At 56.5% G+C, this 23,735-nt stretch carries 25 protein-coding genes and 2 pseudogenes; 16 read left to right on the top strand and 11 right to left on the bottom strand.

Features of this window, described 5'->3' with window-relative positions; genetic code table 11:
* The first annotated feature begins 97 nt into the window (after positions 1–97).
* Entirely contained in the window at positions 98–1,321 is a 1,224-nt protein-coding gene (locus tag ACIGGE_RS06415) for an integrase arm-type DNA-binding domain-containing protein (protein WP_067182325.1), read from the top strand.
* Positions 1,322–1,457: 136 nt separating this feature from the next.
* On the opposite strand, the gene ACIGGE_RS06420 is transcribed toward ACIGGE_RS06415, so the two are convergent.
* The 3 genes from ACIGGE_RS06420 to ACIGGE_RS06430 all read right to left on the bottom strand — a co-directional run bounded on the left by ACIGGE_RS06420 (position 1,458) and on the right by ACIGGE_RS06430 (position 2,843).
* The gene (locus ACIGGE_RS06420) at positions 1,458–1,652 is read right to left on the bottom strand and encodes a DUF6961 family protein (RefSeq protein ID WP_022673626.1); all 195 of its coding nucleotides are present in this window, start codon (positions 1,650–1,652) and stop codon (positions 1,458–1,460) included.
* Entirely contained in the window at positions 1,643–2,194 is a 552-nt protein-coding gene (locus tag ACIGGE_RS06425; protein ID WP_233453976.1) for a thermonuclease family protein, read from the bottom strand. Before ACIGGE_RS06425 ends, ACIGGE_RS06420 begins: the two co-directional genes overlap by 10 nt.
* Before the next feature lie 64 nt (positions 2,195–2,258).
* A complete protein-coding gene (locus tag ACIGGE_RS06430) occupies positions 2,259–2,843 on the bottom strand; it encodes a lytic transglycosylase domain-containing protein (RefSeq protein ID WP_067182328.1) in 585 nt (194 codons plus the stop codon).
* A 346-nt stretch (positions 2,844–3,189) separates the two neighbouring features.
* Between ACIGGE_RS06430 and ACIGGE_RS06435 the strand changes: the two genes are divergently transcribed.
* Positions 3,190–3,681: a hypothetical protein gene (locus tag ACIGGE_RS06435; RefSeq protein WP_063511185.1), complete on the top strand. Its 492-nt coding sequence runs from the start codon at positions 3,190–3,192 to the stop codon at positions 3,679–3,681.
* Complete coding sequence (locus ACIGGE_RS06440; RefSeq protein ID WP_063511184.1) at positions 3,674–3,889, top strand: AlpA family transcriptional regulator; 216 nt, start codon at positions 3,674–3,676, stop codon at positions 3,887–3,889. The genes ACIGGE_RS06435 and ACIGGE_RS06440 overlap by 8 nt, the downstream gene beginning before the upstream one ends.
* An 834-nt stretch (positions 3,890–4,723) precedes the next feature.
* Here the strand turns inward: ACIGGE_RS06440 and ACIGGE_RS06445 are convergent.
* Positions 4,724–5,799 (bottom strand): annotated as a pseudogene (locus ACIGGE_RS06445) (IS3 family transposase); the annotation flags it as partial.
* 413 nt (positions 5,800–6,212) lie between these two features.
* Positions 6,213–6,749 carry a Mov34/MPN/PAD-1 family protein gene (locus ACIGGE_RS06450; protein ID WP_082737143.1) on the bottom strand — a complete coding sequence of 179 codons (537 nt, stop codon included), beginning with the start codon at positions 6,747–6,749 and terminating at the stop codon, positions 6,213–6,215.
* A gap of 62 nt (positions 6,750–6,811) precedes the next feature.
* Here ACIGGE_RS06450 and ACIGGE_RS06455 point away from each other — a divergent pair.
* The 3 genes and pseudogenes from ACIGGE_RS06455 to ACIGGE_RS06465 all read left to right on the top strand — a co-directional run.
* Positions 6,812–7,111: pseudogene (locus ACIGGE_RS06455) on the top strand (AMP-binding protein); the annotation flags it as partial.
* A 105-nt stretch (positions 7,112–7,216) separates the two neighbouring features.
* Positions 7,217–7,570: a hypothetical protein gene (locus ACIGGE_RS06460; RefSeq protein WP_269420691.1), complete on the top strand. Its 354-nt coding sequence runs from the start codon at positions 7,217–7,219 to the stop codon at positions 7,568–7,570.
* Between the two features lie 202 nt (positions 7,571–7,772).
* A protein-coding gene (locus ACIGGE_RS06465) for an IS3 family transposase (RefSeq protein WP_089217183.1) occupies positions 7,773–8,845 on the top strand; the annotation gives its coding sequence in 2 pieces (ribosomal slippage) (positions 7,773–7,932 and positions 7,932–8,845; 1,074 coding nt in all).
* 155 nt (positions 8,846–9,000) lie between these two features.
* Here ACIGGE_RS06465 and ACIGGE_RS06470 read toward each other — a convergent pair.
* Complete coding sequence (locus ACIGGE_RS06470) at positions 9,001–9,414, bottom strand: hotdog fold thioesterase (RefSeq protein WP_082737144.1); 414 nt, start codon at positions 9,412–9,414, stop codon at positions 9,001–9,003.
* Entirely contained in the window at positions 9,411–10,298 is an 888-nt protein-coding gene (locus ACIGGE_RS06475) for an alpha/beta fold hydrolase (protein ID WP_067182333.1), read from the bottom strand. The genes ACIGGE_RS06470 and ACIGGE_RS06475 overlap by 4 nt, the downstream gene beginning before the upstream one ends.
* Positions 10,299–10,374: 76 nt before the next feature.
* Between ACIGGE_RS06475 and ACIGGE_RS06480 the strand changes: the two genes are divergently transcribed.
* The 4 genes from ACIGGE_RS06480 to ACIGGE_RS06495 all read left to right on the top strand — a co-directional run bounded on the left by ACIGGE_RS06480 (position 10,375) and on the right by ACIGGE_RS06495 (position 14,077).
* Positions 10,375–10,851, top strand: a complete 477-nt coding sequence (locus ACIGGE_RS06480; RefSeq protein WP_067182336.1) for a MarR family winged helix-turn-helix transcriptional regulator — start codon at positions 10,375–10,377, stop codon at positions 10,849–10,851.
* 228 nt (positions 10,852–11,079) lie between these two features.
* Complete coding sequence (locus ACIGGE_RS06485) at positions 11,080–11,646, top strand: MarR family winged helix-turn-helix transcriptional regulator (RefSeq protein ID WP_067182339.1); 567 nt, start codon at positions 11,080–11,082, stop codon at positions 11,644–11,646.
* Positions 11,643–13,229, top strand: a complete 1,587-nt coding sequence (locus ACIGGE_RS06490; RefSeq protein ID WP_067182342.1) for an AarF/ABC1/UbiB kinase family protein — start codon at positions 11,643–11,645, stop codon at positions 13,227–13,229. Before ACIGGE_RS06485 ends, ACIGGE_RS06490 begins: the two co-directional genes overlap by 4 nt.
* A gap of 77 nt (positions 13,230–13,306) precedes the next feature.
* Positions 13,307–14,077: an NUDIX hydrolase gene (locus tag ACIGGE_RS06495; protein WP_067182344.1), complete on the top strand. Its 771-nt coding sequence runs from the start codon at positions 13,307–13,309 to the stop codon at positions 14,075–14,077.
* A gap of 338 nt (positions 14,078–14,415) precedes the next feature.
* Here the strand turns inward: ACIGGE_RS06495 and ACIGGE_RS06500 are convergent, their stop codons facing one another.
* On the bottom strand, positions 14,416–14,667 hold the full coding sequence (locus ACIGGE_RS06500) for a hypothetical protein (protein WP_067182347.1): 252 nt from the start codon (positions 14,665–14,667) through the stop codon (positions 14,416–14,418).
* A 371-nt stretch (positions 14,668–15,038) separates the two neighbouring features.
* Between ACIGGE_RS06500 and ACIGGE_RS06505 the strand changes: the two genes are divergently transcribed.
* The 5 genes from ACIGGE_RS06505 (at position 15,039) to ACIGGE_RS06525 (ending at position 19,311) form a co-directional block, all read left to right on the top strand.
* The gene (locus ACIGGE_RS06505; RefSeq protein WP_067182350.1) at positions 15,039–16,112 is read left to right on the top strand and encodes an NADPH:quinone oxidoreductase family protein; all 1,074 of its coding nucleotides are present in this window, start codon (positions 15,039–15,041) and stop codon (positions 16,110–16,112) included.
* Between the two features lie 123 nt (positions 16,113–16,235).
* Positions 16,236–16,520, top strand: a complete 285-nt coding sequence (locus ACIGGE_RS06510) for a hypothetical protein (RefSeq protein WP_067182352.1) — start codon at positions 16,236–16,238, stop codon at positions 16,518–16,520.
* A 57-nt stretch (positions 16,521–16,577) separates the two neighbouring features.
* Positions 16,578–17,396, top strand: a complete 819-nt coding sequence (locus ACIGGE_RS06515; protein WP_067182354.1) for a protocatechuate 3,4-dioxygenase — start codon at positions 16,578–16,580, stop codon at positions 17,394–17,396.
* Between the two features lie 31 nt (positions 17,397–17,427).
* Entirely contained in the window at positions 17,428–18,747 is a 1,320-nt protein-coding gene (locus ACIGGE_RS06520) for an SRPBCC family protein (RefSeq protein WP_067182357.1), read from the top strand.
* A gap of 18 nt (positions 18,748–18,765) precedes the next feature.
* A complete protein-coding gene (locus tag ACIGGE_RS06525) occupies positions 18,766–19,311 on the top strand; it encodes a 3-phenylpropionate/cinnamic acid dioxygenase subunit beta (protein WP_082737145.1) in 546 nt (181 codons plus the stop codon).
* A gap of 547 nt (positions 19,312–19,858) precedes the next feature.
* Here ACIGGE_RS06525 and dmpG read toward each other — a convergent pair.
* From dmpG to ACIGGE_RS06540, 3 genes are all read right to left on the bottom strand, one after another.
* Positions 19,859–20,899, bottom strand: a complete 1,041-nt coding sequence (gene dmpG / locus ACIGGE_RS06530; RefSeq protein WP_067186976.1) for a 4-hydroxy-2-oxovalerate aldolase — start codon at positions 20,897–20,899, stop codon at positions 19,859–19,861.
* A complete protein-coding gene (locus ACIGGE_RS06535) occupies positions 20,899–21,816 on the bottom strand; it encodes an acetaldehyde dehydrogenase (acetylating) (RefSeq protein WP_067182363.1) in 918 nt (305 codons plus the stop codon). The genes dmpG and ACIGGE_RS06535 overlap by 1 nt, the downstream gene beginning before the upstream one ends.
* Positions 21,817–21,894: 78 nt before the next feature.
* Positions 21,895–22,686 (bottom strand): fumarylacetoacetate hydrolase family protein, encoded by a 792-nt coding sequence (locus ACIGGE_RS06540; RefSeq protein WP_067186977.1) that lies wholly within the window; start codon positions 22,684–22,686, stop codon positions 21,895–21,897.
* Positions 22,687–22,927: 241 nt separating this feature from the next.
* Here ACIGGE_RS06540 and ACIGGE_RS06545 point away from each other — a divergent pair, with 241 nt between their 5' ends.
* Positions 22,928–23,725, top strand: a complete 798-nt coding sequence (locus tag ACIGGE_RS06545) for an IclR family transcriptional regulator (protein ID WP_067182365.1) — start codon at positions 22,928–22,930, stop codon at positions 23,723–23,725.
* The last annotated feature ends 10 nt before the right edge of the window (positions 23,726–23,735 follow it).

Genomic DNA, 23,735 nt, shown 5'->3' on the forward strand with positions numbered 1-23,735 from the left:
ATCGTTCCGGATCGTCCCGCCTGTTCTCGGGGGTTCCAGACACTTTTGTGGGCCTTTTGAGGCCGTTTCGCAAAGGCCCAGATGAAAAGGCCCCCACATGCCTCTGACAGATACTCGCCTCCGCGCACTCAAGCCCAAGGATAAGCCGTACAAGGTAACCGATGAGCGCGGCCTATATGTTGAGGTCACGCCGACCGGCGGCAAACTTTGGCGATTCAGATACCGGATCGGCGGCGCTCAAAAGAAGCTCTGCATCGGCAGCTATCCCGACATCAGCCTCAAGCAGGCGCGAGACGCGGCCTACGAGGCGCGACGAGCTGTTGCTTCAGGGGGCGACCCGGCTTTTGAGAAGCGGAAGCGGAAAATCCGCGCGGAGTTCCTTTCTGCACAGACGTTCGAGGCCGTCGCACGTGAGTATATTGAACAGATGATGGTCCAGAATGGTCGCGCCGATGGCACGATCGTCAAGGCCAACTATTTCCTCGACAAGCTTGCACCTGCCATCGGGAACCGACCCATCAACGAGATCGAACCGTTCGAAGTCCTGGCTCCTCTCAAGCGAATGGAAGCCACTGGCAAGCACGAGACTGCGAAGAAATGCCGGTCGTTCGCAGGCAGGGTGTTTCGCTATGGTGTTGCAACGACCCGTTGCAAATCCGATCCGACCAGTATGCTGAAGGGTGCTCTCGTAACGCCTAGAGCCAAGCACTACGCAGCAATCCTCGAGCCCACCGAGCTAGGCGGGCTGCTGCGCGCAATCGACGACTTCACTGGCTACATGGTGACGAAGTTAGCTTTGCAGATCGCGCCGCATGTGTTTGTGCGCCCCGGCGAACTCCGGCACGCCGAATGGCATGAGATCGACCTCGTCGATGGAGTCTGGAAGATCCCTGCCGGCAAAATGAAAGCACGCCGAGCGCATGCCGTCCCGCTTTCCAAGCAGGTTAGAGGCTATCTCACTGACCTGGCCGAGATGCTCGGCCGCGAAGGATATGTTTTCCCATCTGCGCGCAGCTCCAAGCGTCCGATGAGTGAAAACACGCTCAATGCCGCATTCCGTCGCATGGGATACTCGAAAGAAGAAGTCACCGCGCACGGACTCCGTGCGACAGCATCGACATTCCTGAACGAGTCGGGACTTTGGAATCCGGATGCAATCGAGCGTGCCCTGGCACATGGCGACAGCAATGTTGTGCGTGGCATCTACCATCGCGGCAAGCATTGGGACGAGCGCGTGCGCATGGCTCAATGGTGGAGCGACTACCTCGATGAGCTCCGGACAGGAGGAAAGGTCATCATGGGCAAGTTTGCGAAGGGATGATCGGAAGAACGAATTTCTTCTCAGCCAGTGCAGGACTGAAGGCTCAGGACCAGCCCTATCAGGGACACTGACGCGAGCAAGGCGAATTCAATTCTGATGCCCCAGACTTTAAGCCAATTCCGCATTGTGCCGAGCCTCAGTTCGTAGAGCTTTGGCAGCCAAGCTGATCGAAGCGCTCAGCAACAGTCTTCCAAGTTGCTATGCCTGCCTCGTCCCCTTCGTTGGATAGCCGCTGGATTTGCTGCGCGATATACGCGGTTCCCTCTTCGCCATGGTTCTTTTCGACCCAGAGAGCGACGGCCCACAATTCCTGGTCGCGGTTCAACACCATGCTTCGCGTCTCCCGGTCCAGGTCCGCGCCAGCCCTTCGCTGACCAGCTGATCGCCGAGCGAGCGGCCGCCGCGCGTTACGACCCGCAGTTTACGGCCGTACTGATCCTCATCTCTGCTACCGATGGTTCTGAGTTCAAAGGGTCCGCCATTGAGCAGTTCGACAAGGCGATGCGTCGCGCGCATGCCGAGTTGGTATTCATAGTCGCAACGAGGCTCGCTGATCTCGGGAGTGTCGATGTCGGCAATCCGGATCTTCACGCCATCAAGCCAGAAAGTATCTCCATCCACGACGCATGTGCGCCGGATGGATCCGCAGATGTCGAATTGTGGGGAGCTTGCTTGCTGGAATAAAACCTGAGGCTGCTGATCGTCGTTAGCAAGGCTGGCATCATGGACTGGCCAGTTGAGTGCCAGCATCCCTCCAGCAAATACGATCGCGAATGCTCCCAAACCCAACGCGATCTCCTTTCTCAGCTTCCGGCGCTTCTGTGCCTTCAACGCCTTGCGAAAGTCGAACGGCTCACCTGGGGTCTCATTCACTGGCGTTGTCCGTCTTCATTCCGGCACATGATTTCAGACAATAGCCGGAAATCAGGTAGTTTCGTCAATTGTACGTACCAATTGCTTGCCAACGTCCCAACACAGACCGGACATATTGCGGCGTTTCACCATTGTTGGGAATGCCGCGTGATCGGGAGACGGCACCTGGACCAGCATTGTAAGCAGCCAAGGCCAGGTGGACTGCGTCGAACCGGTCCAACATATCGCGAAGGTACCTGGCGCCACCGTCGATCGATGCAAGAGGGTCATGACGGTTCCGGACGCCCAGTTCTCTCGCCGTGGCCGGCATAAGCTGAGCCAGCCCGGCAGCACCGGCTGGACTAACAGCCATCGGATTGAAGCGGGACTCAGCCCAGATAAGAGCACGAAGCAGGTTGGTCGGAAGCCCGTAACGGCGTTCAGCCTCGGCTATCGCCGCCATATACAAGCCTTCCCGGTAGGATACGTTTGCTGGCTCGGCCTGGTAGATTGCAGGAAGATATTCTCTTGCCGGCTGCTGGTCCGTCTTCGGCGGAACGATCGAGTGCTCGAACAAGGTGAAATCCTGGGCGCGTACTTGCTGTGAGGAGGTCGCGATCATCCCCAGACAGGCGACCACTAGCGCGGTCAGACAATTGAGGCAGTTCATCTCGACTTGTGCTCCATTGATTCGAATCGAAAGAGAACATAAAAAGAACATGCGCCTGTAGGAAATCGGGAACTGGATTTTGGGGCTGCTGCCCAAGCAAAAAGCGACATCTGGAGGTGCGCAGGCTGGGATTCGCGCAGGTTGATCGCGGATCAGCGCCAACTGTGCCGAGTTTGGCGAGGAGCGTGCCGCCATATGCGCGAACACGACCGGAATTCGCGCGAATCAACGAAGGAAGCCGATTCGGTGGTTCCTCTATGTTCTCTAATTGTTCTTTTCGTTTTCCTACAGGCTTCCTTCGCGGTTAGCCGGTGGTTCGATCACCTCCAGAGATAAGGATTCGTCGATGACCAACATGGCGCTCTTTGCCGAACAACAGGTTCGCGCCGACCTTGCCCGGCTGCTTTTGGCAGCCGTCGAAGCCAGCGGCCGTGCACGCTGCGACATCGCGCGCGACGCGCAGATCCATAAGGATGCCCTGCGCCGCGTCCTTGCCGGTGAACGCTCGGCTAGCCTCGGCGAAGCCTTGCGCGTTCTCGCCGCGTGCGGCGTCGCTCCTCATGCCCACCTGCTGCTGTTCCTCGTCAGCAGCGGCGATCACGCGATTGCCTGGCTGCAATCGGACCTCGCGCAGTTCTTCGAGGACTTTTCTGGCGAACTGCCTTCAGCGCTCGAACGAGTCCTAGGCAACCAGGTTCATGAGGTGAAGCCGCGTTGGGCCAAGGGCACGGCACACCGTGTCGCCCGCCTGCTTTCCGATCACATCGATGAGCTCGAACGTAAGGACGCGCTGCTTGGCGATGTCTTCGCCGGTGCCGAAAGAGGCCATCGTGGGTGAAGAGATCGACAAAGGAGCGACGGAGTCTCGCCGGGTGACGCGGCTTATTCGCTTGCCCGAAGTGCAGCACCGCGTCGGGCTTGGCCGTTCGACGATCTACCGTTGGATGAGCGAGGGCAAGTTTCCCAAACCCGTACAGCTCGGAGGCTATTCCGTGGCATGGTCGGAAAGAGAAGTCGAAGCCTGGATTTCGGACCGCCTGAAGTGACCGCTTATTGGTCTGGAGCTGACTGGTTGGAGGCGGACGTGCCATCGACAGGGGCAGTCAAAGGCATCCTTTGCGCGGTCGCCGGATCGAAGCAGTCGGCCCGATACCCTCGAGTATTGGGAGCGCTCGTCGCTGCAAGAACCGAGCTGCTTTCGGAAGCCACCGGCGCCTATTAAGGAACATACAATATTGAGTAGGTCGAGCCGATCATGACAAAGTGCATCGAACAAGATTTCCCGTGTCAAAATCAAGAGTACGATGCGTTCGATCAAATAGCGCTCTTAGAACTAAGCCAGCCAATTTCTGCCCATGAGTTGGTGAACGAGAGCGCATTTTGTGCGGAACTGCCGGTCGACGACGAACTCCGTATTGGGAACATAACGTACAAGCTCTATCTTAAATTCCTCCGTGGTCAGACAGGCCTCTATCACCTGTGGGTAGACTATGACGCCTGCGACGACCATGGCAATTACACGATGTTATGCGTGTATGTCGGGAAAGGGTTTGCTGAGCTTCGCGTTGATAGCCACGTCAGAAAAAAATGGTCGAAGAATGCCCAGCTATACGTGACATTCACCAGCATGGAGAATCGTCTCTCTAAGTACTACGAGCAATTGTTTCTCGATGTGTACGATTTCGAATTAAACAACATTGAGAATCCTGGCGCAGAATATCTGTTTGCGGTTTGGGATGAGGAACGCCATCACTTGGAAACGCACTTGAATGAGGTTTCCAATCTGAGCAAAATTCAAAGTTTCGACGACTGGTAAGAAGTCGTAATCCGACCGGCCTCAGGTCGAACGAACTCCAGTCTACAGCCCACGCTGTTACCGGTGGTGCGCCGCGCACATGGCTCATCTGGTTCGCCTCGATGTATTCCGCCAGTTCTCCGGCGATGTAGCTCGGGCCATTGTCGCTGAGCAGGCGCGGCCTGTGTAGCACATTGGCATGATCGCAGCCTGAAGCGACCAGCGCCATGTCGAGCGTGTCAGTCACATCCTCGGCACACATAGTGGTGCAGAGCTTCCAGGCAATGATGTAGCGCGAGTAATCGTCGAGCACGGTGGATAGGTAGACCCAACCCCAACCGATGATCTTGAAGTAGGTAAAATCGGTCTGCCACATCTCATTTGGACGTGTGGTCCTTGTATGGAACGCCTCTGCCGCTTTGATAACCGTGTAGGCCGGGCTGCTGATCAGGTCATGGGCCTTCAAGAGCCGGTAAACCGTAGCTTCGGACACGAAGTAACGCTTCTCGTCGGTGAAGCGGACGGCCAACTCACGCGGTGACAGCTCGGTCTGCTCGAGCACCATCTCGACGATCTGGTCCTGCAGCTCGGGCACAATACGGTTCCACACCCGGCTTGGCGTGGATGGCCTGTCTGCCAGCGCCTCCGGCCCGCCTTCGAGGAAGCGATCCTACCAGCGGTAGAAGGTCCGCCGTGCCACGCTAAGCTGGTCCAGCGTGCGTTTGGCCGGGAGATGCGACTGCTCCACGATCCTGATGATCTCCAGCTTCTCTGATGCGGGATACCTCATGCGTCGTCGTCCCCATCCGCGATGATGCTTTTTTTGAGCAGCCGGCTCTCCAAAGTGAGATCGGCCACGCACTCCTTCAGATCGCGGGCCTCACGGCGCAGATCCTTCACCTCTTCTGTGGTCGCGGTACGTGCCGTATCGCCAGCGAGCCTGCGCTTGCTAGCCTCCATGAACCCCTTGGACTAGGTTTAATACAGGCTCTGCGCAATCTCTTCGCGGCGACATAGCTCGGCAATGGAGTCATCGCCGCGCAGGCCATCGAGCACGATGCGGATTTTGTCCTCGACCGAAAAGTGTCGGCGGGTCTTGCGGCGGATATCCTTGATCACCAGCTCGGCAGTCGATTTTGCATTGGAGGATCTTGGCTTCATCTTCGTTCCTTCGTCACTACGACGAAGCCCAAATCCTCCTTACTTCACAACCTCAAATCTGTGCCATAGGCGCTAACGGGGGGCACACTGAATCAGCGACTTAGCCTTACTGCAAGCAGAGCTTTTCAACAGAATAGGGCCGGTAGCGGACTGGCTTCTATTGGCAAGCCCGACACGGAATGCTGCCGTTTCATCCCAGATTCTGTTGCCAGCTCTAAACCTTAGGAAAGAGATTCATCTTTCGTCGTTGCGCACTTCCGTTTGTGCGGGAGTTACTACTGTTAGGCTCAGGATCTCGGGTTGTTGTGATCGTTTGGTTTCAATTGCGGCTCGCGGGTTGCCCTACCAATGCTCGTGCACGAATCGGATGTTCGCAGAAGCAGGGCAAAGTGTGGTTGCGCTCGCCTGTTAGGTTAAGGCAACTCGACGGTTGGCCCATAAGCCTCGTTCCCTGTTTCGCGCAGCTGACGCTTGATAGCAGCCGGGGTGCGGTAAAAAGTGCCAAGCGCATCTTTCTCGACTTGCCGGAGCAAGACCTTGCCCCGATCACCCCAACACTGAAGGTAGAAGGCGGTTTCTCGACCGTCGCAGATAGGGAAAATCATCTCTGCTTTGCGCTGTCTAACGATGTCATACCAATTGCGTATATCGATGGATGAAGGCGAAAGAGAAAATTCGGGATGGCTGTGCCATTCGCCAATCCAGTCCATCTTTCCGCCGGATTTACGCCACCGCCTTAGTGCAGCTATTCTGTGTCCCTTAGGTGAGCGCTGGAAGCGCGTCGAACTTTGTCGATCCCATGGCAATGGTCGGGTGATCTCAGTCACATGAAGGTAAAGACCCTTGCGCAGCCCTAGTACCAGCCCCCCAGCTTCTAACGGGCGATGCTGCCGCGTACATTTTAGCATTTTCTCTGCCGCTGCATGATCGACAAGAATGCCCTCGATCATGATCGATCCCTCGACAGGTATGATGGGCACGTTTTGTGAGCTGAAGGAGACGTTTTGGCTCTCTAAAGCGTGTGGTAATCGGCGGATCGGCTGTACCAGCCAACATGATCAAACGTTTCCAGTCCAAAGGCGTTGAGGTGCGCCAAGCCTGGGGAATGACAGAGACCAGCCCTTTGGGCCTTTCCGCAGCGCTAAAGCCCCATCAACTCGCCTTACCGGAGGCGGATCGTTTGGCGTTGCAATGCAAGCAAGGGCGTCCACAGTTCGGGATGGAATTTCGCGTTGCCGACAAAGACGGACATGAGGTAACACACGATGGCAAAAGCATCGGCTCCTTGCTCGTTCGCGGTCCGTGGGTAGCCGCGCAATATTTCAACGCCGAGGACGCAGATACTCACGAGCAGCACCCAGGCTGGTTCGATACCGGCGATGTCGTGACCATTGACAAAGATAGCTTCATACAGATTGTGGATCGCAACAAGGATTTGATAAAGTCTGGGGGTGAGTGGATATCATCCATCGAGCTCGAAAACATCGCTCAAGATCATCCCGCGATCAAAGAGGCTGCCATCGTCGCTGTGCCGGATAGCCGCTGGGACGAACGCCCGGCCCTGGTGGTGGTCCTGAAGCCTGGCGCGACTTTCAGCTACGATGACATGAGGGCCCAATACGAAGGCAAGACTTCCAAATGGCACGTACCTGACCACCTGGTTGTCGTTGATAAGTTGCCGCACACTGCCACCGGCAAAATCTCGAAGAAAGATATTCGGCATACCCTTATTACGAGCCTTGGAAAGGTCAAAAACGATGTCGGATCGTGAAGGAACTCGGCGACCGACTCATCCTACGTGACCAATAGCCCTAGATTTGTGGACGCTTTCTTCCCTAGTTTTGAGGACAGAAGGCGAGGATGGGACGGTCAAATACTAATGACGAGTTAAAGCGCGGCGCGGAGCGCTGACGTGACCCCTGATTTTCCTCCATTCTCGATTAGCGTCCGGCCCTGATGGAAGGACGGACGAGATGAAGAGAACGAGGTTTTCAGAAGACCAGATTATCGGCGGGCTGGAGGTGTCCGAGGCTCGACGCCTGCGAGCGCTCGAGAGCGAGAACGCGAAGCTCAAGCGGTTGCTGGCCGATTCGATGCTCGACCAGGCAGCGCTGAAGGATCTCCTGGCAAAAGGGTTCTGACGCCCGCCGCGAAGCGGGAAGCTGTGGCTCATCTCCAGACCTGTCACGGGATGAGCGAACGGCGGGCGTGCCGAGTCATAGATGCCGATCGCAAGAGCGTGCGTTACCGTTCCACGCAGGACGATGATGCCCAGCTCCGTGAGAAGCTGCGCGAGCTGGCCAACCAGCGTCGGCGGTTCGGTTATCGCCGCCTGCATATCCTGCTACGCCGGGAGGGCGTGATGATCAATCGCAAGAAGACCCAGCGGCTCTATCAGGAGGAAGGGCTGGCTGTCAGCCGACGGCGCAGTCGTCGGCGGGCTGTCGGGACCAGAGCGCCTGCTCCGGTGCTTGCCCTGCCGAACCAGCGCTGGAGCCTCGACTTCGTGCACGATCAGATGGCGTCAGGAAGACGGTTCCGCGTGCTCAACGTGGTCGTTGACGTGACCAGGGAGTGCCTGGCAGCGGTGCCGGACACGTCGATCTCTGGTCGCCGCGTCGTTCGCGAGCTGACCGCGCTGATCGAACGGCGTGGGAAGCCCGGCATGATCGTCAGCGACAACGGCACGGAGCTCACCAGCAATGCCGTGCTGGCATGGTGCGAGGAGATTGGCGTGGAGTGGCATTACATCGCTCCGGGCAGACCGATGCAGAACGGCTACGTGGAGAGCTTCAACGGCCGCATGCGCGACGAACTGCTGAACGAGACCCTGTTCATCAGCCTGGCCCATGCCCGCGTCGAGATCGCCGTATGGGTGGAAGACTACAACCGAGAGAGACCGCCCTCATCCCTTGGCTACGCGACACCGGCGGCGTTCGCCGCCGAACTAGATAAGCAATGGCCTGCTTCGCCACGCCCTACGGGCTCCGCTGCGCAGCCCATTGCTTCAACCTCGCTCATACGCAACAACGCGGCTCGGCTCTAATCCCAGCTGGGGGAAAATCAGGGGGTCACGTCACTCATTGGAAGGCGGCTATCGTGACGCAAATCGCTCTGAAAGTCGTGGGACTATTTTGCAGGTCTTCGAGGAACAGACCTGCTAATTTTCGCCCTGCAGTTAGTTCCATTAGGATAACGCTGCTAGCATACGTAGGCACCGCGGCCGCTAGCCAAAAGGTTGCCAGTAGGACCGTATACACGTGTTTCAGCGACCGAGATAGTTTTACCGATCTTGATTATTTTGCCCGATGCTACGAGTGGTCCCGAGGTTGCCGGGCGGTGGTAGTCGACCCTCAGATCGGCGGTCGCCTTGGCCCCTGTACCTTGCGACAATAAGGTGTAGAGCCCGGTTAAATCGATCAGAGAGGCGAGCACGCCGCCATGCGCTGAACCGATTGCCGGGTTTGACACGATCTCGTCGCGCCAAGGCATCTCCAGTTCAAGCTGCTCGCTCGAACATGACCGTAAAGTGAGGCCAAGCCACCGGTGAAACGGGGCAATCTGCAGGATCTCTTCGAGGCGCTTAGGATCGATCCTTGTCGGATTATCGGTCATGTAACGGCTCCCTGCGCACTGTGATTACGCTTGAGAAAATCGAGTATCACTGCCGAAAAGGCATCGTTGGCATCGCCAACCACCATATGTGTTGCCTCTGCGATGTCGGTGTATTCAGCGTGTGGAGCAAGTTCGAGCAATTGCGCGACCGCGTCTTCGGAGACCAGATCGCTCGATCCGCCGCGAATAATATGCAATGGCAGCGAAAGCCTGCTGGCTGCATCGTTCAGCGCATCAAATTGGCGTTCCTGATGAGCCGGATCGCTTCGCTTGGCTAGCGTAATGTTGCGGATAAAGGCCGGATCCCAATGCCAGTAGTAGCGGCCGTCTTCCTTCTCTCGCAGATAGCGCCGTAAACCCTTGCCGGCTCCGCGCTTGCGGCGATGTGGCATGTAACGCGCGATGACCTCTGCCGCTTCGTCGGGTGAAGAGAAACCGGTCTCCACGTGCTCCTCCATAAAGCCGACTACGCGCATAACGCCCCCCGTTTCCATACGCGGCGCGATGTCGACGAGAGTGAGCGACGCGAAGCGGCCCGGCGCAAGGTGTCCTTCGGCGATCAGTCCGGCCAGCCCGCCAAGGGAGGCCCCGACGAGCGCTGGCTTGCGGTCTATTTTTGAAGCAATCGCAACGAGATCTGAAGCGAAGTCGCGCGTTTCGTAAGCGCCCTCGGCAGACCATTCGCTGTCGCCGTGACCGCGCATATCAATTGCGATCGCACGGAATCCCGCATTGGCGAGATCGGCTGTGACACGTTTCCATGCGTGACGGGTCTGGCCGCCCCCATGCGCGAGCAAGACCGGTAAAGCATCGGCATTTCCGGTCGCTTCGGCTGCTATGGAGATGCCACCATCTCCCCCGATATGGAAAGTTTGCGACTGCATACCGCAACCTCTATATTGTAAATCGGTTTACAGTAAACGGCTTTATTTCCTGATCGGTTATGGTAGGTTGCCCAGGATGGCGGCCACGACGGACTATGACCCGGATACAAAGGGGGCAAGTTTCCTCACCGATACCGATCGGCTGTTCTTTCTTATGGAGGAAGTGACCCGGCGTTTGCGCAGGACCGTCGATTCTTCGGTTGAACAATTCGGGCTCACGCGGACGCAATGGCGTGCATTGGCTTATCTCTTTCGGAGCCCAGGCATGACCCAGACAGAGCTGGCTCGGGAACTGGAACTAGAGCGCGCTAGCATCGGCCGGACTATTGATCGCCTGGAAGAACTTGAGCTGGTAGAAAGACGCAGCGCGAAGAACGACAGGCGCGTTTGGCGGGTTCATTTACGCCCTGCCGCGATCGAGCTACTTCCCAAGATGCGAGTAGAAGCTGATGCGGTGCATGCTCGCTTGCTCGGGGGGATCCGTTTTGGGGAACTGGAACGCTTACGCGGATCGCTGGCCAAGATGCATGACAATCTGGGCAGCGAGCCATAATCACTCGAAATCGAGCCCGCGCCCCGCATTCGCACCCCACGTTGCCCTTCAGGGGGGACTTATGCTCAGATGAGGGACGCCGAGCGCATGCGATCATAAGATCCCGGCAGTCGTGGCAGGCGAGGTGGCCGGAGCCCTCGCACTTACCCAGCGCCGTTCGGTACCTTATCAGCTCGAGCGACCCTCGGATTCAATTTCTGCTGTAGCGTGAAATCAGCGAGTGTTTGCATGGCGGCACTGCTAGCGAATATGGTCGACGCTGAGCTTGAACACGCCAGGCTTGCGCGAGCCTTCCAAGATAGCGCGATGGATAAGCATATGTCGAAAGATGAGATACGTGATTACGCCCCCAACGAAAAGGATGACATTCTATATTTGCTAGAAGAGGTGAACAGGACCGCTCGGCGGACGTTCGACGCTCTGATCGTGGGGCTCGACCTCAATCAAACACAATGGCGGATCATCGCGTCCTTGTTGAGGGAACCTACGCTAACACAGACCGAGATTTCTCGCCTGCTTGAGCTTGAATCGGCGACGATAGGACAGGCTGTCGCAGTTTTGGTTGAAAAAGGTTTGATCGAGCGAGAGCGGGCGGCGCACGATCGAAGAGTTTGGAACCTCCACCTCACCGAGCAAGTAAGAACCATCTGGCCAGAACTGCGCGAAGCGGCTGATCGACTCCACGAAATTCTCTGGAAGGAAATGTCTGCGCCTGAAATCGACCTCCTGCGTACGATGCTTCGAAAAGTTGCGGAGAATCAGAAGCAGGCTGACACTTGCGAAGAAAGCCGATGAAGCATGATCTGGAAAACAGTGTCGGTGAACTGACGCGGCTAGCAGAACTCGGTCAGATTTTCGCCCGGCACGGTCTGAAAAATCTCGGAAGCTTATTTGGCGTTATGCCGGTTTCGGAGAAGGAGCCAGATACCGAGGACTTGCGTCCTGCATCGGTGGTGGCGCTGTTGCGCGATGTCGGCCCTGTCGGAATAAAGCTTGGCCAGCTCCTGGCGACCAGAAGCGATCTGTTTACACAACCCTGGATTTCCGCGTTCGGCACTCTCCACGACCAGGTGGAACCGCTGCCGTTCGATAAGATCGAACCGGTGATTGTATCGGCTTGGGGCAGCGACTGGGAATGTGAATTCGCCGCTTTCGAGAGAAACCCGATCGCCTCAGCCTCTATCGCGCAGACTTATGTCGCAACCCTGCTGGACGGAAGCGAGACTATCGTGAAAGTCCGCCGACCCGGCATGGCGCCCAGGATCGAGGCGGACATGAGGCTGTTGACACGGCTCGCGGGCCTCGCCGAGCGTCGGTCAAGCGACATTGCCCGCTATCGACCCGTGCAGTTCCTCCAGACATTCGCCAAGAATTTAGCGCGGGAGATGGACCTGGCGGCAGAAGCACGCGCTTGTGAACGGATTGGCGGTTATCTGGAGATGCTTGGGGTGAAGACCCCCGCGATCCACTGGCAACTTACAGGCATGACGATCAATGTGCAGGAAGCCCTGGTCGGAAAGCCTGCGTCGCGGCCCCCGGCAACTGGTCAGGGAGATAATGCCCGGTTCGCGAAGCGCTATGCCGATGCGGTGCTACGGATGATCCTTCTCAACGGAGAGTTTCATGGCGACCCGCATCCCGGCAACGTCTTCTGGATGGAAGGGAACCAGGTAGGCTTCATCGATTTCGGCTCGGTCGGCTTTCTCAGCGGCGCGCGGCGTCAGGAAATCGTCCGCCTGATTTTTGCTATCGCGAACGATCAGATAGACAAGGTGGCCGATCTGCTGCTTGACTGGGCAGGCAATCCACTCGTGGACCGCGCGCAATTGGCGATGGATCTGGATGAGCTGATCGAGGAATTTCGCGGCACAGCTCTTGCGGGGATTGAATTCTCGGCAATCTTCGATCGGGTTTTCGGATTGTTGCGCGAGTATCGCCTCGTATTGCCGCCCGACCTCGCTATTTTGCTGCGCACCCTGCTGACCGCAGAAGGCTTCGTTCGCTCTTTGGCGCCGGACTACAATATCGCCGAAGAAACGAAGCCGATCGTGATGCAATTGTTTGCCGAGCGATTTTCGATCGGAGCCGCGCGGGATCATTTGGCCAAGGTCCGCAGTGGGCTGCTTGATTTCTCGGCATCGCTGCCCGAGCTAATCGAGAACGTTGCCTCGGTCGCTCGATCAGGTACGATTCAGGTGTCCATCGACCCAGCCAGCCTGAACCATCTGACGCGGGAAGAGGACCGCAGCACCCCCGTCAAGGGTCCGGTGGTCGCCGCATTGATCGTCTCTGCCGCATTGCTGGCCGACCAATCGTTGTTACTGGCAGGCATTGTTCTGGCTTTCGCGGGAATAGCACTCATTCCTAGATGGAACTGATAAGACCATACGCGTTGAACGCTTAGATCACGGCCGCCCGGCACCGATATTGGCTACATCAAGGGAGAAGAGTGGAAATGACCGAACAGAAACCAGCCGAGGCGGTGCCTGCCGCCACCATGCTGCTGGTGCGGGATGAACCGGAGTTTCAGGTTCTCATGGTGAAGCGACATCATCAGATAGACTTCGCATCTGGCGCACTGGTCTTCCCCGGCGGGAAACCCCACTCCGATGATTCTCTGGAGGAATGGGCCGCTTACTGCGACGGGCGGGATCAGGTCGATACGACCCAGAGAATTTTAAAGATCGCTGCGATCCGCGAAGCTTACGAGGAGGCTGGCATTTTGCTGGCGGTCAACCGCGATGGCAGCCCTTTCGAAGGGGCCTGTGACCCGGACAGCCGCCGGGCAGTCGAACAGGGGGAAAGATCGTTCCTCGATGTCGTCCGGGAGTCCGATGTGATCTTGCGGCTCGATAGCCTCACCGATTTTGCCCGGTGGATTACCCCGGTCTTCATGAAGAAGCGGTTCGACACCTGGTTCTACGTCGCTCGAGCCCCGGAACGCCAAATTGCCGCGTGCGATGGCTATGAGACGGTAGATGCCGAATGGCTGTCACCAAATCGTGCTCTGGAGATGGGGCAATCGGGCGAGCGCACGGTCATTTTCCCGACCCGACTGAACCTGGAACTGTTGTCCAAGGCGAACAGTGCTACGGACTGCGTAGATCGCGCGCAGGCGCGCACGATCGTGCCTGTCCTGCCGTGGGTCTTGCAGCGAGATGGCAAGAATATCCTGACCATCCCGGAGGATGCAGGCTACGGCCCGGCAAGCGAGGTTATAGGATGAATAACGCCGAGACGATCGATCGTCTCGGCAAGAGGGGACCGGCTACCATCGTTTTGTAGCCCCGTCGCAAACCGTGTCACCTAGCTATGCGCCTGGCTTATTAGGGTTTATTGCTGTCTTGCAGGATGTTCGTTCGAAAATATTCCGGTCGGAACTCAGGAATCGCCTTTCAGTCTCTGTCCTGTTATCGCAATGAAACAGCGAGCGTTGGGCCAGATAGGTCTAGCAGCAGCATCATTAGACCTAAGAGAAGCCGAGCAAACAAGCTCCAAGGACCGAGATGAACCAGAACATCCACGAAATTAAAGTGACGCTGATCTACTGCGACTACCGGCATGTTAGCTGATCTGCACTCTTCTAATTGGCCCGATTTCTATTTTTGAATTGGTTAAGAGAGTGACGGAATGGTGAGGAAGCACCATCTGAAAGAAAACATCGCTAAGCTGCGAGTAGTGGAGATTGTTCGGGTGCAGGGCGGAACGATCGCGGATCTGTGCCGCGGGATCGGTGTCGGCGAGCCGAGCCAATATCGCTAGCGCAAGGGGAATGCCAGCCTCAAAATGGATCAGGCGCAGCTTCCGAAAGAGCATGCAAAGGAATCCCCCGGTTGCAGCGCGCGGCGTCAGAACTCACGCTATACAATCTGCTCCTTCTGGGAGGTGCAAGGTAATCATCTCAGTCTCTCGCTTCGACGATGGCGCATCGGACAGATCCGGCGAATGATACCTGTATAAGCGAATGACTACTGCTTGACCTTGATACAGCACCGCCGGGTCTCACAGCTCGTTTCACTATCGGCCTTGTTCCAGGGAAGGCGTGACACCGCCACGGCTGCCATCCCGTTCCGCCACGTTCCACCAGCGGACCGTATTGGTGCCAGAAGCAGACTTGTAGAAACAATCGGTGCGGACCACTCAGTGCGGCCGGTTTTTAGGCCAGAGGGGAAAAGGCTCGGAAATTCATGCGAGCCATTGCTTTTATGCCCCAATTGCAGTCTTGCCGCAATCTCCATACCTATGCGAATGGTAATTTGCGGACACGGGAGTTTGAGTTGGAAACCATGAAGGCTTGGATCGTCAGGAAATATGGCAATCCGGAGGAGATGGTCTTAGGACAAACTGCCATGCCGAAGCTGGGGGAAGGGCAAGAGAATCGGGCGGACACTCTGGTCAAGATTGACGCTGCAGGTCTGAATTTTGCGGACGAAATCGCGATTGCAGGAAAATATCAGGATCGGATAAAACCGCCGTTTGTGCCAGGCAACGAGTTGGCGGGAACGGTCGTCGAGGCAATCCCGGGTTCTCGATTCTCTCCCGGTGACAAGGTCGCATGTCAGGTCCGCAGTGGTGCCTTTGCACAATATTGTGGCGTCGCTTCTGACCGTCTGATGGCGATAGGAGACTTACCAGCCTCGGTGGCCGCCGCGCTTCCGGTTTCCTACACCACTGCCCATGTCGCCCTTTTCGAAAAGGGTAATCTCAAGAAGGGAGATACGGTCCTAATCCATGCGGCGGCAGGCGGATTGGGCATCGCTGCCACTCAGCTTGCAAAAGCAGCGGGAGCTCGCATCGTTGCCACGGCAGGCGACGAAGACAAGCGGCGAATCGCTAAAGAGAATGGGGCTGATCATGTGATCGATTATCGTCAATCTGACTGGTCCGAGCGAGTAAGAGCTCTGGCACCAGATGGGGTCGATATCGTCATGGATCCGGTCGGCGGCGAAACTTCGGAACAGAGTCTGCGTCTTCTGGCATGGGAGGGCAGGCTGTTAGTATGCGGCTTTGCCGGTGGGACGGTTCAGGCGCTCAAGGCGAACTACATGCTGGTTAAGTCCGCCAGTGTGCACGGTGTATACTGGAGCTTCGACCGCTCGCCGGAAGCGATTCGCACCATACAGCAGAAGCTGGTTAATCAATGTGCCAGAGGCGAAATTCGCCCCCTAATTCGGGATGTGTATCAAATGGATGAACTCGTTTCAGCAATGGAGTCGCTGCGCTCTCGCGGAACGGTAGGTAAAGTCGTGATTGCCATGTAGCAGCAAACGGTCTGATTGGGCCGGCTCAGCGACCTCGAAGGCAAAACCATACTCTTGCGTATTGACTTTTCGACCCGAAGATCCGATTGAACGATATCTGAGGTGCCGGAAGGGACGTGACAGATGAGTTTTGGAGCCGTCGAGCAACTGTTTTACGACGTGAGTACCAAACGGAATTCCCGCGCAGCGTTTCGCGAGGATGCCACAGCTTTCGCAGAGAAGTACGCCCTCAGCGAGCTAGAACGCGACATGGTCTTGTCCATGAATGCCGAGGGACTCTTCGAGTACGGCATTAACCCGATGCTTCTGATGGGCTTCTGGACAAGCGTAAACGGACCGCAATCGATGCCGGATTATCTGTCCCGCGTTCCGACGCTGACGTCACAGCTCGAGACGGTAAGCGAATGAAGTGAGAGGCCGGCGGCAGCGAAGCGCTTACCCGTCTATCTTTAGGAGAGTTTCAAGATGGCCGAAATAGTCGGCGGCTTCATCATGCCGCATGATCCATTGTTGTTTGTGAACCCAAAGAAGAAAGAGCGCGACCACCTGATTGGCGCTTATTCGGAAATTCGCGACAAAGTAAGCAAGTCCGGCGCGACGAAGGCGATCATCTTCGGCGCGGACCATTATATTCTCTTCGGCCCTCGCTGTCTGCCACAGTTTCTTATCCCGACAGGCGAGCTTCATGGTCCCATTGACCGGTTGCCCGGTGTTGGAGATTCACCGATCGCCAGCGATCCGGGTTTCGCAGAGTATTTGGTCGGCCATGCCCATCAAAGCGGCTTCGACGTGTCTGTGGCGCGCGACTTGGGGGTGGATCATGCAATCGGGGTGCCCGCCCAGCTTGCCCTTCCGGCCGACGGGTCGGTCAAGACGGTTCCCGTTTATATGGCGAGTGGCGTAGCGCCGTATGTTCGTCTCCAAAGGGCATATGATTTCGGACGAATGATTGGCGATGCCATTGCGAAAATGCCCGTAGACGAATCCGTAGTGTTGATCGGCAGCGGAGGGATCAGCCACTGGGTGGGCACCGGAGAAATGGGGCGCATCAATTCCGAGTTTGATCGGAAGGTCCTCGACTGCATCGTTTCCGGCGATGCGACCCCTCTCCTTTCAATGACAGACGAGGAAATAATGCGCGAAGGCGGCAACGGTGGAATGGAGATTCGTCATTTTCTTGCAGTGATGGGTGCTCTGCCGGCGGGCCGAGGCGAAGTGCTCGCTTACGAAGCCTGGGATGGCGGCGTTACCGGCCTCGGCTTTGCGGAGATACTGCCCGCCTGAACGGGTCGGGTTCGAATAGCTGGAGAATGACATGACTGAATCGCTCTTGAAGCCGGATAGTAATGCAAAATTGGCTGCGGGCATCGAGGAACTCGTCGACGCCGAAGCGGGAAATATTGACCGCCGGATCTTCTGGGACGAATCTATCTACAACCTGGAGCTTGAACGGATTTTTGCGCGATGCTGGATTTTTGTCGCGCATGACACGCAATTGCCCAATGTTGGCGATTTTCTAACGACGACAATCGGTGAAGATGCGGTCATCGTGTCGCGTGGCGAAGACGGCAAGATCCACACCTTTCTCAACTCCTGTACGCATCGAGGTAATCGCGTGTGCTTTGCAGAGGCGGGCAACTCCCGGCGGTTCACATGCAATTTTCATGGCTGGTCCTACGGTCTCGACGGTAGCTTGAAGAATGTCAGTCGCCCGCAGTCCTATAGTGGAAAATCGAACCTCGATAAGTCCAAGCTTGGCCTGCACAAGGCGCGTGTCGAAAGCTATAAGGGGATGCATTTCGCCTGCTTCGACCCGGAGGCCCCGTCGCTTGAGGAATATCTAGGCGAATTTCGCTGGTATCTAGATGTGATCCTCGACAATGACGAAGGTGGTATCGAGTTTATCGATGGCAACATCAAATCTCGGCTCAAATGCAATTGGAAATTCCCGGCAGAGAACTTCGTGGGCGACTCGTATCACGCTCCCTGGACGCATAGCTCAGCCTTGATCGCAATGTTCGGAAAACAGCCGACCATGCGACCTGACCGTTCTTATCATGCCAATGCGAACGGCCACGGCTGGGAGTTTGGACTGGATTTCATTGGGAACGCGGCAACGCTCAATTCACCGCCGATTATCGACTATCTGCGTGAGCAGGAGGCGAAATTTGCCGAACGTCTGGGGAAGGTTCGCAGCAGGATGGTAGGCGCTCTAAGCTCCGCTAACGTCTTTCCCAATCTTTCCTTCCTGGCAGGTCACAACACTTTTCGGACATGGAACCCCAAGGGTCCAAGGAGCACGGAACTTCACACCTGGGTGTTCCTGAACGCAAATGCCCCGGAAGAACTCAAGGAAGAATATCGCCGCGGGGTAATGTTAACCTTTTCTCCGGCGGGTGTGTTCGAAATGGATGACGGCGAGAACTTCGAGAATTGCACGGCGGTCAATGTAGGCGTGGTGACCCGGCAGCAACAGCTTCACTTCGGGATGGGCCTCGATTCGAAAATCGAACACGAGGAACTGCGCGGCAATGTTTATCAAAGCCAGATCAATGAAGCGAACCAACGGGCCTTCTACCAGCGCTGGGCAGATCTGATGGGTGCAGAAACCTGGGCCGACGTTCCTGTCCGTTAGAAATATTCAGAGGTAAATGTGAAGACTCTCGAACAAACCACCCGGCGCGATCACTGCTCTGTGTCAGCCGAGTTACTTTTGGAGATACAGCAGTTTCTGTATCGAGAAGCCCGTTTGCTCGATAACGAGCAATATGATGAATGGCTAGAATTGCTGACGGACGATATCCATTATTGGGTACCAGGAGTGCAGGCCCGCTATCGAAAGGATGAGGCGAAGTTCAGTTCCGAACGAATGGCCTATTTCGACGACGGCCTCGAATATCTCAAGATCCGCGTGGCACGCGCCAAGCAGCCGTCGGCATGGGCCGAAGATCCACCCACCAGGCATTTTCACCTGATCGGCAATATCGAGGTCTTACCTACTGAAGATTCTAACGAGTGGACGGTCCATTCTGTGATCCTCAACCATCGTCATCGGACTGAAGACGATGAAATGGAACTAAAAGCCAGACGCGTCGATACAATCAGGCGGAACTCAGAAGGTCTGCTCCAACTGGCGCGCAGGAAGGTCATCTTGCAGGAAACTGTCTTGCAAGCAAAGAACATCAATACGTTCCTTTGATTGTGTGAAGGCCCTTCTGCTTGCCCGCAACTGGGCCGAATCTGTTGCATAGGCCTGGCGGCGTAGGTTGCCCGAAAGTACTCTTGCCGCTGTTGCTGACGGCCTCTTGGCGGCTGCCACCGTGCGGGAAAAGTGGCTCGGAACGATGTAGAGAAGCAGGTGTCGTTTCTGGCACCGCAGCTGATCGGAACACCCCACGGCCTTGACAATTCCGCAATGTCAGGATCGGCAGCGCAAGATAGTGTGGATTGCTTCGCTATGGCCGGTCTGCCCTTTCGGGAGAGAAAACGAGACTTGGTTTCAATGAGGTGACAGTCGATATAGCGCCGATAATCAGGGAGTTCGCGATTTTGGCGGGTCGGAGCCTTTGCCAAATGGTCGGCAGGATACGACCCCAGGCAGAGTTCTTAGCAAAGCCTGCGGTGATGAGGTTGTCCGCTCCCTGTCGCGTGGGTCCGAGGACTTCTCGTCCAATTTGGCCTCCCGACAAGGAGCGACAGCAACGCCTTTCGTAACTTCGTTCTGTTTTGAAGTGCTTGAATCGCCGTCAAACCAGATCGCGTTCCTTGGCCATCGAGAGCGCGGTGTCTTCGATCATGTCCTCCTGACCCCCGATCATTTTCTTGCGAGCCAATTCCATCAAGATATCACGTGCAGACAAGCCGTACTTACGTTCGGCTTCTTTGGCCTGATACAGGAAGGTTGAGTAGACCCCTGCAAAACCGAGCGTTATGGAATCCCTGTCCGCACGGGGCGGCTGAGGCATGATCGGCAAAACCCGATCCTCTGCTACGTCCATCAGCTTAAACAGATCCACCCCGGTTTCGATGCCCAATCGCTCTCCGACGGCAGCCATCAGTTCGAGGGGTGTATTGCCAGCGCCAGCACCCAATCCGGCAGCCGAACCGTCGATGCGGTCCGCGCCCGCGGCTACAGCAGCCAGCGAATTGGCGACTCCCATCCCGAGATTGTGATGAGCGTGAAATCCGATCTCGGTTTCGTCCTGCAAAGCTGTGCGAAGGATGGTGATGCGATCGGTAACTTCATCAGGCAGCATGTAACCTGCCGAATCAACACAGTAGATTGTTGTTGCTCCATACCCTTCCATCAACAGCGCCTGCTCAACCAGGTGCTCGGGCGGCGTCATATGCGCCATCATGAGAAAGCCGACTGTATCAAGCCCAAGTTCCCGTCCCAGGCCAATGTGCTGTTCGGTAACGTCGGCTTCGGTGCAATGCGAGGCGACATGAACACATCCTGCCCCGCAATCGGCGGCCATCCGCAACTCATCCAGAGTGCCAATGCCCGGAACATGGAGTACCGAGATAGTCGCCTTTTTCACTACCTTGGCCACTGCCGAGATATATTCGCTATCCGAATGGAGTCCGCGACCGTAATTCAGGGATGATCCTCCCAACCCGTCACCGTGAGTGACCTGGATCAACGGCACCCCTGCGTCATCAAGCCCGGAAGCGATATCGACCATCTGATCCAGCGTGATCTGATGCCGCATGGAATGCATGCCGTCGCGCAGACACATATCATGCAGCTTGAGCTTTTTACCCCTAACCTGTTCTTCGAGTGTCATCATGCGTTCTCCTTCAATGGTGAGAGTTCAAGTCGGCCATCAAGGATGTCTTGTGCAAACATTTCGGCCGTGCGCGCTGCAGCGGCAGTCATGATGTCCAGATTTCCTGCATATTTGGGGAGAAAATCGCCAAGTCCCTGCACTTCCAGAAAGATCGAGACTTTGCGCCCCTCGAAAATTGGCCCGTTCTTCAATTGGTAGCCGGGGACATATTGTTGCACAGCAGAAATCATCTCGTGCACGGATGCGGTGATCGCTTCCTGATCCGGCTCGTCGACTGTTTCGCAATAGACGGTGTCACGCATCATCAGCGGAGGCTCGGCCGGATTGACGACCACGATAGCCTTGCCTTGCGCTGCACCTCCCACTTTCGCGACTGCCGCAGAAGTGGTGCGCGTGAACTCGTCGATATTCTTCCGAGTACCCACTCCGATCGACTTCGACGCGACCGTTGCGATTATCTCGGCGTAATCCACGCTTTGAACATTGCTGATGGCGGCGACCATCGGAATCGTGGCCTGACCCGCGCATGTGACCATGTTGACGTTCATTGCCTTACGGCCTGCCAGATCCTTGAGATTCACCGGGGGAACGCAAAGCGGGCCAAGGGCGGCGGGCGTCAGGTCGATCATAAGAATGCCCAGCTCGTTCAGCTTGCGGCTGTTTTCGGCGTGGACATAGGCCGAAGTCGCATCAAACGCGATGCTCACTCCATCCTCGATCGCGTGAGGCACCAGCCCGTCAACCCCTTCAGCAGTGGTCTTGAGGCCCAGTTCCTTCGCGCGGGCCAGACCTTCGGATCCGGCCTCAATACCCACCATCCAAACGGGTTCGAGAACTTCGGAACGAAGCAGTTTGTAAAGCAGATCGGTGCCGATATTCCCCGGCCCGATTATTGCGCATTTAATTTTGTCCATCCGAGCATCCTTACTTTGTCACTAGAGTGCGCCGAGGTCTGTCACCTCGCTGCTATCCTTGCCGAAGCACGCGATTGGCTAAGAAAAAATCATGCGACAGGACCCAAGCCCGTCGCTGAGGTTAAGTTGCAGCGTGTCACCGCTGGATATGTCGATCATCGGACCAAGTGCTCCGGAAAGGATTATTTCGCCCGCCCTGAACGGCATTCCAAGCTCGCCAAGCGTATTGGCCAGCCAGGCGACAGAGTTAAGAGGGGAACCCTGAACAGCGGCGCCGATCCCGCTCGCAACCTCGACTCCATTACACTCGATTGTCATGGCCACTTTTGCCAGATCGATCTCACGGGGATCGACCCGCTCGGTCCCTATCGCGAATATTCCGCACGAGGCGTTATCCGCGACTGTATCCTGAATTCTGATATCCCAGTCTTGAATGCGGCTATCGACGATCTCGAAACAGGCAGTGACATATTCGGTCGCCTCCAGTACATCGGCGGCGGTCACGCCAGGCCCGTTGAGATCATGTTGCAGGATGAACGCAATTTCGCCTTCTGCCTTGGGTTGGATGAGTGATTTGTGATCTACCGTAGCGCAATCGGGAACCAGCATTCGATCGGTCAATTGTCCGAAATCAGGCTCGAACACCCCGATCATTTCCTGCACCACTTTGGAAGTAACGCCGATCTTTTTGCCGATGATCTTTTCGCCAGCTTCCAGACGGCGCGCGACCATTCGTTCCTGGACGCGATAGGCGTCGACAATATCTATCTCCGGATGGCGATCCCGCAGATTGGAAACCGTTCGGCCCTTGATCAGTGCGCCGTAGAGTTCATCACCCAGGGAAGATATTATTGAACTTTCGAGTGGCATTGCCTTAAATTCTCCCAAACGTGCGCATCGAAACGCCCTTGTATCTTTTGCCGATCTCGTCTCCTGGCCACCATCGAGCAATTCACCGCCCGTCCAATCTGAGCAGTCAGCGAATCCGGCACGGTTCGAAAACGGCGTCTTCAATCTATGTTTGTGTCTGTGCGCTATCGTTTGGCACCCTGCCAAGCTTGACCGGCGGCAATTGAGGCCTAGAGCCTCACTCTGTGAGAGGAGCGACAAGATGAACGATGCATCCAGCACATCGGTTGTCGAGCGAATACTCGACCTGATCGGTTGCCTTTCGTCGGCGCCCAAGACGGTAAGGGAAATCTGCGAACATACCGGCATTCCCGTTTCTACAGCTCACCGGCTCTTGAGGCCGTTGGTCGAGCGCAAATTTGTAATCCGGCAACGTCGAGGATTATACGCTCTCGGCATCGCCAGCGTGGAAATAGCGGTACGTGCGGATATCGATTCGATTATTACCACTGCAACCCGGCCCATTATGGCAGACCTCGCCAAGACTTGCAGGCGTACGGTGCATCTGGGCGTCTTTCGTGACAATCTTGTACGCTATTTGGTCAAGGCCGAATCCGGGTGCCGACGGTCTCCTTCTCGGGAGGAGATCGAGCTCGAGGCTTACTGCACAGCGATTGGCAAGGCCCTGCTTGCTCAACTGGAACGGGACAGGCTTGAAGACTATCTTGCCTTGGGCGATTTCGTTCCTCTTACGGACAACACAATATTCGATGTCGATGACCTGAGACAAGAAATCAACGGCGTACGCCGACAGGGATGGGCGATAGATCGAGGGGAGATGTATCCAGAGCTGCGCTGCCTCGCGGTGCCGATACGGGGCAGGACCGGCCTGTTGGCGGCGGTGTCAGTCACCGAGGTCTGCAACGACGTTGATCCCGAGAAAGCGGAACAGGATTTGCTGACGCTTTTTCCGCGCATCGTTGAAGCGGCAGAGGCAGTTTCCGATGTTTTGCGAATGCCAGGGGACGAGGTTCGCGAGAAGCGAAGTAACAAGACTTGAAGTGCTCGGC

Source organism: Qipengyuania sp. NPDC077410 (assembly GCF_044543405.1).
GTDB lineage: Bacteria > Pseudomonadota > Alphaproteobacteria > Sphingomonadales > Sphingomonadaceae > Qipengyuania > Qipengyuania pacifica.